The sequence below is a fragment of the Halomonas stenophila genome (assembly GCF_014192275.1).
Lineage (GTDB): Bacteria > Pseudomonadota > Gammaproteobacteria > Pseudomonadales > Halomonadaceae > Halomonas > Halomonas stenophila.
Genome location: NZ_JACHXR010000017.1, coordinates 40851 through 49391 on the forward strand (window position 1 = coordinate 40851; position 8541 = coordinate 49391).

Below are 8541 nucleotides of genomic sequence, written 5' to 3' on the forward strand. Positions count from 1 at the left end.
ACGGGTTTTCTGGTGAGGCTAAGGCATGAGTAAAGAGATTCTGGCGGTCGTCGACGCGATCTCCAACGAGAAGGGGGTCCCCCGCGAGGTGATCTTCGAGGCCGTCGAGGCGGCCCTGGCCAGTGCATCGCGCAAGCGCTTCGAGGACGAGGAAGCCAGCGTGCGGGTGCACATCGACCGGCAAACCGGCGACTACGAGACCTTCCGGCGCTGGGAGGTCGTGGAGGATGACGACTTCGACGGCCCCGATGCCCAGATCAAGCTCTCCTTCGCCGAGCGACGCGACCCGCCCCTGGGGCTGGGCGACGTGGTCGAGGAGCAGATCGAGAACGCTTCCTTCGGCCGCATCGCCGCCCAGACCGCCAAGCAGGTCATCGTGCAGAAGGTCCGCGAGGCCGAGCGCGCCGAGGTGGTGCGGCTCTACGCCGACCGCGAGGGCGAGCTGGTCGCCGGCATCGTCAAGAAGACGACCCGCGACGGCCTGATCATCGACCTGGGCGAGAACGCCGAGGCCTTCCTGCCGCGCGGCGAGATGATCCCCGGCGAGCGCTACCGCATGAACGAGCGCGTCCGCGCCCTGTTGACCAAGGTCGACCCCGAGGCCCGCGGTGCCCAGCTGATCCTGTCGCGGACCTGTCCGGAACTGATCATCGAGCTGTTCAAGATCGAGGTGCCGGAGATCGCCGAGCAGCTCATCGAGATCAAGGGCGCGGCCCGGGATCCGGGCTCGCGCGCCAAGATCGCGGTCAAGACCAATGACCGCCGCATCGACCCGGTGGGCGCCTGCGTGGGCATGCGCGGCTCGCGGGTCCAGGCGGTGTCCTCGGAGCTGCAGAACGAGCGCGTGGACATCGTGTTGTGGGACGACAACCCCGCCCAGCTGGTGATCAATGCCATGGCGCCGGCGGATGTCGCCTCCATCCTCGTCGACGAGGACGCCCACGCCATGGACGTGGCCGTCGCCGAGGACAACCTGGCCCAGGCCATCGGCCGTAGCGGCCAGAACGTGCGCCTGGCCTCCGAGCTCACCGGCTGGCGTCTCAACGTCATGACCGAGGACGAGGCCGAGGCCAAGCGCGATCAGGAAATCGACAGCCTGGTCGAGCACTTCATCCAGCACCTGGACATCGACGAGGACGTGGCGCGCCTGCTGGTCGAGGAAGGCTTCACCTCCCTGGAGGAGGTCGCCTATGTCCCGGTGGAGGAAATGCTGGAAATCGAGGAGTTCGACGAGGATCTCATCGAAGAGCTGCGCGCTCGCGCCAAGGACGAATTGTTGAACCTGGCCATCGCCTCCGAGGAGGAACTCGATGGTGCCCAGCCGGCCGACGACCTGCTGGAGATGGACGGTATGGAGCGTCACCTGGCCTTCATTCTGGCCAGTCGAGGCATCGTCACCATGGAGGACCTCGCCGAGCAGTCCGTCGATGACCTGACGGACATCGAGGGGCTGGACGAGGAGCGCGCCGCGGCACTGATCATGACTGCCCGTGCGCCATGGTTCGAGAGCGAACAGTAAAACGGGTCACGGGCTGAGGAGGGTCGTAATGTCAGAAATGACCGTTAAGGATTTTGCAGTGAAGGTGGGGCGCGACGTTCCCCGCCTCCTGGAACAGATGAAAGAAGCCGGGCTCGGCCAGAAGGCCGAGAATGACGCCGTGTCCGAGGAGGACAAGCGGCAGCTGCTCGACTATCTCACCAAGAGCCATGGCGGCAGCGCCGGTGCCGGGGCGAAGAATCGCATCACCCTGACCCGCAAGACGCGCAGCCGCATCAAGTCCGGCGAGCGCGGCAAGAGCATCGAGGTGCAGGTGCGCAAGAAGCGCACCTACGTCAAGCGCGAGGAAGAGCAGCCCGCCGAGGAGCCCAAGGCCGAGGATCACGGCCCGCGCCAGTTGGTCGGCGACATGGCCTCGGCCCAGGCCAAGCGCGAGGCCGAGGCCGCCGAGGCCGCCGAGGAGGCCAAGCGTCGCGCCGCCGAGGAGTCCGCGCGCCAGGCGGCCGAGAAGGTCGAGGCCGAGAAGGCCAAGGCCGTGCCGAGCGAGGCCGAGAAGGCCAAAGCCGTGCCGAGCGAGCCCGAGATCCCGGTGCCGGAACTCGAGACCGCCGCGCCGAGCCCCGAGGAGGCGCCCGCGCCGCCCAAGGAAGGCCGTGCCGAACCGCGTCGCGCCGCGGTCAAGAAGGCCAGCGGCAAGGCCGGCAAAAAGGGCCGCGACGATCGCGACGACGATCGTGGCGACCGCGAGGAGCGGCGTCGCGGCGGCAAGAAGGCCAAGCGCGCCGAGCGTCGCGGCGGTCGCCGCGGGGGCAGCCAGGGCGGCGGCAAGCACGGCTTCCAGAAGCCGACCCAGCCGATCGTCCGCGAGGTCTCGATCCCCGAGTCGATCAGCGTCGCCGACCTGGCCGACAAGATGTCGATCAAGGCCAACGAGGTCATCAAGGCGATGTTCACCATGGGCGCGGCGGTGACCATCAACCAGACCATCGACCAGGACACCGCGGCCATCGTGGTCGAGGAGATGGGTCACAAGCCCAAGCTGGTCAAGGACGATGCCCTGGAGACCGAGGTCCTCGAGGCCATCTCCTACGAGGGCGATGAGATCAGCCGTTCGCCGGTCGTGACCGTCATGGGCCACGTCGACCACGGCAAGACCTCGCTGCTCGACTATATCCGCCGGGCCAAGGTGGCTACCGGCGAGGCCGGCGGCATCACCCAGCACATCGGTGCCTATCACGTCGAGGACGACCATGGCGGCGTGACCTTCCTGGACACCCCCGGCCACGCGGCGTTCACCGCCATGCGGGCTCGCGGTGCCAAGGCCACCGACGTGGTGGTCCTGGTGGTCGCCGCCGATGACGGCGTCATGCCCCAGACCATCGAGGCCGTGGAGCACTCCAAGGCCGCCGGCGTACCGATGGTGGTCGCGGTCAACAAGATCGACAAGTCGGGCGCCGACCCGGATCGCGTCAAGAACGAGCTGTCGCAGCACGGCGTGATCTCCGAGGAGTGGGGCGGCGACACCCAGTTCGTCCACGTCTCCGCCAAGTCCGGCGAGGGCATCGAGACGCTGCTGGAAGCCATCCAGCTGGTCTCCGAGGTGCTCGAGCTCAAAGCCGTCCCCGAGGCACCCGGCAAGGGCGTGGTGGTCGAGTCGCGCCTCGACAAGGGCCGCGGCCCGGTGGCCACCGTGCTGGTCCAGAACGGCACCCTGAAGAAGGGCGACATCGTGCTCGCCGGCCTGCACTATGGCCGCGTCCGCGCCCTGACCAACGAGCTGGGCCAGCAGGTCGACGAGGCCGGCCCGGCCATGCCGGTGGAGATCCAGGGCCTGGACGGCACCCCCGAGGCCGGTGACGACTTCATGGTCCTGGCCGACGAGAAGAAGGCCCGCGAGGTCGCCAACTTCCGTCAGGGCAAGTACCGCGAGGTGCGCCTGGCCCGCCAGCAGAAGGCCAAGCTGGAGAACATGTTCAGCCAGATGGGCCAGGAAGAGGCGGCCAAGCTCAACATCGTGCTCAAGGCCGACGTCCAGGGTTCCCTGGAGGCCATCAAGGGCGCGCTGGAAGAGCTCTCCACCAACGAGGTGCAGGTCTCCGTGGTGTCCTCCGGCGTGGGCGGCATCACCGGCACCGACGCCAACCTGGCGCTGGCCTCCGAGGCCATCGTGGTCGGCTTCAACGTGCGTGCCGACGCCGCGGCTCGCGAGATCATCGAGCGTGAAGGCCTGGAGCTGCGCTACTACAGCGTCATCTACCAGCTGATCGACGAGGTCAAGCAGGCCATGAGCGGCATGCTCGAGCCGGAGTGGAAGGAAGAGATCGTCGGCGTGGCCGAGGTCCGCGACGTCTTCCGCGCGCCCAAGATCGGCGCCGTCGCCGGCTGCATGGTGGTCGAGGGGACCGTCCATCGCCACAAGAAGATCCGCGTGCTGCGCGAGAACGTGGTCATCTACGAGGGCGAGCTCGAGTCGCTGCGCCGCTTCAAGGACGACGTCCAGGAAGTGCGCAACGGCATGGAGTGCGGCATCGGCGTGAAGAACTACAACGACGTCCAGGTCGGCGACAAGATCGAGGTCTTCGACCAGGTCAAGGTCGAGCGGACGCTCTAACCGCTCGAGGAGCCGATCATGCGCGAGTTCAAGCGTACCGACCGGGTGGCCGACCAGCTCCAGAAGGAGCTGGCGGTGCTCATCCAGCGCGAGATCAAGGATCCGCGCCTGGGCATGGTCACCGTCAGCGGGGTCACGGTCAGCCGTGACCTCGGCTATGCCGACGTCCACGTGACCCTGCTGGGCGAGCAGGACGCCGAGCGTATCAAGGAGAACCTGACGGTGCTCAAGCGCGCCGCCGGCTTCCTGCGCAGCCAGATCGCCCGGCGCATCAAGCTGCGCCACGTTCCGGAGCTGCGCTTCCACTTCGACGAGAGCGTGGTCCGCGGCCAGCGCCTGTCCTCGCTGATCGACGAGGCGGTGGCCCGCGACCGCGACCGTCACGGCGATGACGCCGAGGACGACGAGGGAGAGCGCGACTGATGGCGCGTCGGCGTCGCGGACTGCCGGTGGACGGCGTGCTGCTGCTGGACAAGCCCCGGGGCGTGTCCAGCAATCACGCTTTGCAGCGGGCCCGGCGCCTGTTCCAGGCGCAGAAGGCCGGCCATACCGGCACCCTCGATCCCATGGCCACCGGCCTGCTGCCGGTGCTGTTCGGCGAGGCGACCAAGTTCTCCGCCTACCTGCTGGAGGCCGACAAGGTCTACCGCACCCGGGTCGAGCTGGGCGTGCTCACCGACAGCGGTGACGCCGAGGGCGAGGTGCTCGAGCGCCGCTCGATACCCGCGCTGTCCGCGGCGGACCTCGAGGGCGTGCTCGCGCGTTTCACCGGCGAGATCGACCAGGTGCCGCCGATGCACTCGGCGCTCAAGCACCAGGGCCGCAAGCTCTACGAGCTGGCCCGCGAGGGCAAGACGGTGACGCGTGCAGCGCGCCGTGTGACGGTGTATGATGCGCGCCTCCTGGCGTTCGAGGGCACCGCCTTCGAGATGGAGGTGCACGTCAGCAAGGGCACCTACATCCGCACCCTGGCCGAGGACATCGGCCTGGCGCTGGGCTGCGGCGCCCATATCAGCGCCCTGCGGCGGCTCAAGACCGGCCCCTTCGAGGGCGCGGGCATGGTCACGCCCGAGGCGCTCGAGGCCCTGCCGGACCAGGCGGCCCTCGAGGCCATGCTGCTGCCGGTGGACGTGCTGGTGGCGGGACTGCCGCGACTGGCGCTGGATGCCCAGGCGGCGGGCCGCCTGCGGCATGGCCAGACCGCCAGGCTCGACACGGGCGAACTGCCCGTCGACGGCCTGGCGCGACTCTACCACGACGAGGCCTTCCTGGGACTCGGCGTGGTGCGAGCGGCGGGGGAAATCGCGCCCCGCCGCCTACTGAGCACCGCCGTGGCGGCGGGCTCGGCATAGAACCCGCCCATCGGGCAGGCGTGGAGACTGCAAATATGCGTGGTCTCCGACATTCATCATTCAGGCATATTGCTTACTGGAGAGACAGATGGCACTGACCGCTGAACAGAAGTCCGAAATCGTCAAGGAATACGGCCGTGGCGATGACGACACCGGTTCCCCCGAAGTGCAGGTGGCCCTGCTGACCGCGAACATCGACGGCCTGCAGGATCACTTCAAGACCAACAAGCAGGATCACCACTCCCGTCGTGGCCTGATCCGCATGGTCAACCAGCGTCGCAAGCTGCTGGACTACCTGAAGCGCAAGGACTTCGAGCGCTATCAGTCGCTGATCCAGCGTCTGGGTCTGCGTCGCTAAGCGACGGCAGTCAGGACGCCGTGAAACGGGCAGCCCCTCGGGGCTGCCCGTTTTGCATTGCAGGGGAAGGGCCTGCGTTTGATGTCGCCTTCCGGGGGCGACGCCGGCGGCAGGTCTGTAGGTCGGATAAGCCGAAGGCGCATCCGACGTTGCGGAGACGCTGCAGGTCTGGTCTGTCGGGTGCGCTCGCAAGCTCGCTTACCCGACCTACGTGACTGCCCGTTTTGCATTGGCGGGCCGCATAACCGGTAGCCCTCGCGGGCGTCAACCCCTAAAATGGGGCCGAGTCGAAACGACCCGAACATGAATCGAAAAGTTGAAGGAAGTCGCCGTGAACCCGGTCAAGAAAACGTTTGAGTACGGTCGCAGTACCGTCACCCTGGAAACCGGGCGCATCGCCCGCCAGGCCACCGGTGCCGTGATGGTCACCATGGACGACACCGTGGTGCTGTGCACCGTGGTGGCGAAGAAGGAGGCGAATCCCGCCCAGCCCTTCTTCCCGCTGTCCGTCCACTACCAGGAGAAGACCTACGCGGTCGGCAAGATCCCCGGCGGCTTCTTCAAGCGCGAGGGGCGTCCCACCGAGAAGGAGACCCTCACCTCGCGGCTGATCGATCGCCCCATCCGCCCGCTGTTCCCCAAGGGCTTCATGAACGAGGTCCAGGTGATCTGCTCGGTGCTGTCCACCGACCGCAACCATGACCCGGACATCGCCGCCATGATCGGCACCTCCGCGGCCCTGGCCGTCTCCGGCGTGCCGTTCAACGGGCCGATCGGCGCCGCGCGGGTCGGCTTCAACGAGGACAAGGGCTACTTCCTCAACCCCACCGTCGAGGAGCTCACCACCTCCGAGCTGAACATGGTCGTCGCCGGCACCGAGAAGGCCGTGCTGATGGTCGAGTCCGAGGCGAGCGAGCTGCTCGAGGACGAGATGCTCGGCGCCGTGCTCTACGGCCACCAGGAGATGCAGGTCGCCGTTCGGGCCATCAACGAGCTGGCCGCCGAGGCCGGCAAGCCCAAGTGGGACTGGCAGGCCCCCGCCGAGAACACCGCCCTCAAGGACGCCGTGGCGAGCGGCTTCGAGGCCAAGGTGGGCGAGGCCTACCGCATCACCGACAAGATGGCCCGCCAGGACGCCCTGTCCGCGCTCAAGGCCGAGGCGGTCGAGTCGCTGGCCGGTGAGGAAGAGGGCCGCTTCGACGCCGACGACGTCAAGGGCGCCTTCGCCGGGCTCGAGAAGCGCGTGGTGCGCTCCCGGGTGGTCAAGGGCGAGCCGCGCATCGACGGCCGCGACCTCAAGACCGTGCGGCCGCTGTCGATCGAGGTCGGCAGCCTGCCCAAGACCCACGGCTCGGCGATCTTCACCCGTGGCGAGACCCAAGCGATCGTCATCGCCACCCTGGGCACCCTGCGCGACGCCCAGCTGATCGAGTCGCTGGAAGGCGAGCGCAAGGACCGCTTCCTGCTGCACTACAACTTCCCGCCCTACAGCGTGGGCGAGGCCGGCTTCATGGGCGGCCCCAAGCGTCGCGAGATCGGCCACGGTCGCCTGGCGCGTCGCGGCGTCCAGGCCATGCTGCCCGCCGAGGACGACTTCCCCTACACCATCCGCGTGGTCTCCGAGATCACCGAGTCCAACGGCTCCAGCTCCATGGCCTCCGTGTGCGGCTCCTCACTGGCCCTGATGGATGCCGGCGTGCCCATGAAGGCGCCGGTGGCAGGCATCGCCATGGGCCTGGTCAAGGACGAGGACGGCTTCGCGGTGCTGACCGATATCCTCGGCGATGAGGATCATCTGGGCGATATGGACTTCAAGGTCGCCGGCTCCTCCGAGGGCGTCACCGCCCTGCAGATGGACATCAAGATCGAGGGCATCAACGAGGAGATCATGGAGCAGGCGCTGCAGCAGGCCCACGAGGCCCGCCTGCATATCCTCGAGCAGATGAACGCGGTGATCGGCCAGAGCCGTGCCGAGGTCTCCGACAACGCGCCCTCCATGGCCACCATCAAGATCGACCCGGAGAAGATCCGCGACGTCATCGGCAAGGGCGGCGCCACCATCCGCAAGATCTGCGAAGACACCGGCGCCTCCATCGACCTGGACGACGACGGTACCGTGCGCATCTATGCCGAGGACAAGTCCGCGGCCAAGGCGGCCATCGACACCGTGCTGGCGATCACCGCCGAGCCGGAGATCGGCAAGCTGTACCGTGGCAAGGTGGTGCGCATCGCCGACTTCGGGGCCTTCGTCAACATCATGCCGGGCACCGACGGCCTGGTGCACATCTCGCAGATCGTGCCCGAGCGGGTCAACGACGTGCGCGACTACCTCAACGAGGGCGACGAGATCGTGGTCAAGGTGCTCGACATCGACAACCGCAATCGCGTCAAGCTGACCATCAAGGAGATGACCGCCGAGGAGAAGGCGGCGTTCGAGGCCGAGGAGGCCGAGACCGCCCTCTGATCGCAGGGTCATGCGTCGAACGCCCCCGTGGCTCACGCCACGGGGGCGTTCTCGTCTGGGGCCCGGGACGGGCCCGTGAACGGGCAGGGAAGGGATATGGCACAGACACTACCCAGCGAGCCGACACCGGCCGCCAAGGCCACCACCGCACGCCGCGACTGGCGTAACGGGCCGGTGAACCCATCTACCCTCAAGGCTCGGCTTCTGTGACGGTAGGTGCCCATCTATTAATACGTGGGCACCTATTCATGACTACGC

6 protein-coding genes are annotated in these 8541 nt (G+C 67.6%); all 6 read left to right on the forward strand.

What is annotated here, in order from left to right; all coding sequences use genetic code 11:
- The first annotated feature begins 25 nt into the window (after window positions 1-25).
- The 6 genes from nusA (at window position 26) to pnp (ending at window position 8283) form a co-directional block, all read left to right on the forward strand.
- Entirely contained in the window at window positions 26-1519 is a 1494-nt protein-coding gene (nusA, locus tag FHR97_RS18935) for a transcription termination factor NusA (RefSeq protein WP_183385356.1), read from the forward strand.
- A 28-nt stretch (window positions 1520-1547) separates the two neighbouring features.
- Complete coding sequence (gene infB / locus FHR97_RS18940) at window positions 1548-4109, forward strand: translation initiation factor IF-2 (RefSeq protein ID WP_183385357.1); 2562 nt, start codon at window positions 1548-1550, stop codon at window positions 4107-4109.
- A gap of 18 nt (window positions 4110-4127) precedes the next feature.
- On the forward strand, window positions 4128-4532 hold the full coding sequence (gene rbfA, locus FHR97_RS18945; protein WP_183385358.1) for a 30S ribosome-binding factor RbfA: 405 nt from the start codon (window positions 4128-4130) through the stop codon (window positions 4530-4532).
- Window positions 4532-5461, forward strand: coding sequence for a tRNA pseudouridine(55) synthase TruB (gene truB / locus FHR97_RS18950; RefSeq protein WP_183385359.1), 930 nt, complete (start codon window positions 4532-4534; stop codon window positions 5459-5461). The genes rbfA and truB overlap by 1 nt, the downstream gene beginning before the upstream one ends.
- An 88-nt stretch (window positions 5462-5549) precedes the next feature.
- On the forward strand, window positions 5550-5819 hold the full coding sequence (rpsO, locus tag FHR97_RS18955) for a 30S ribosomal protein S15 (RefSeq protein ID WP_183385360.1): 270 nt from the start codon (window positions 5550-5552) through the stop codon (window positions 5817-5819).
- A gap of 331 nt (window positions 5820-6150) precedes the next feature.
- Entirely contained in the window at window positions 6151-8283 is a 2133-nt protein-coding gene (gene pnp / locus FHR97_RS18960; protein ID WP_183385361.1) for a polyribonucleotide nucleotidyltransferase, read from the forward strand.
- Window positions 8284-8541 lie beyond the last annotated feature (258 nt).

What these genes read in the sequence shown, in the direction of transcription:
- nusA (WP_183385356.1), top strand. Translation starts at nt 26, where the DNA reads ATGAGTAAAGAGATTCTGGCGGTCGTCGACGCGATCTCCAACGAGAAG.
- infB (WP_183385357.1), top strand. Translation starts at nt 1,548, where the DNA reads ATGTCAGAAATGACCGTTAAGGATTTTGCAGTGAAGGTGGGGCGCGAC.
- rbfA (WP_183385358.1), top strand. Translation starts at nt 4,128, where the DNA reads ATGCGCGAGTTCAAGCGTACCGACCGGGTGGCCGACCAGCTCCAGAAG.
- truB (WP_183385359.1), top strand. Translation starts at nt 4,532, where the DNA reads ATGGCGCGTCGGCGTCGCGGACTGCCGGTGGACGGCGTGCTGCTGCTG.
- rpsO (WP_183385360.1), top strand. Translation starts at nt 5,550, where the DNA reads ATGGCACTGACCGCTGAACAGAAGTCCGAAATCGTCAAGGAATACGGC.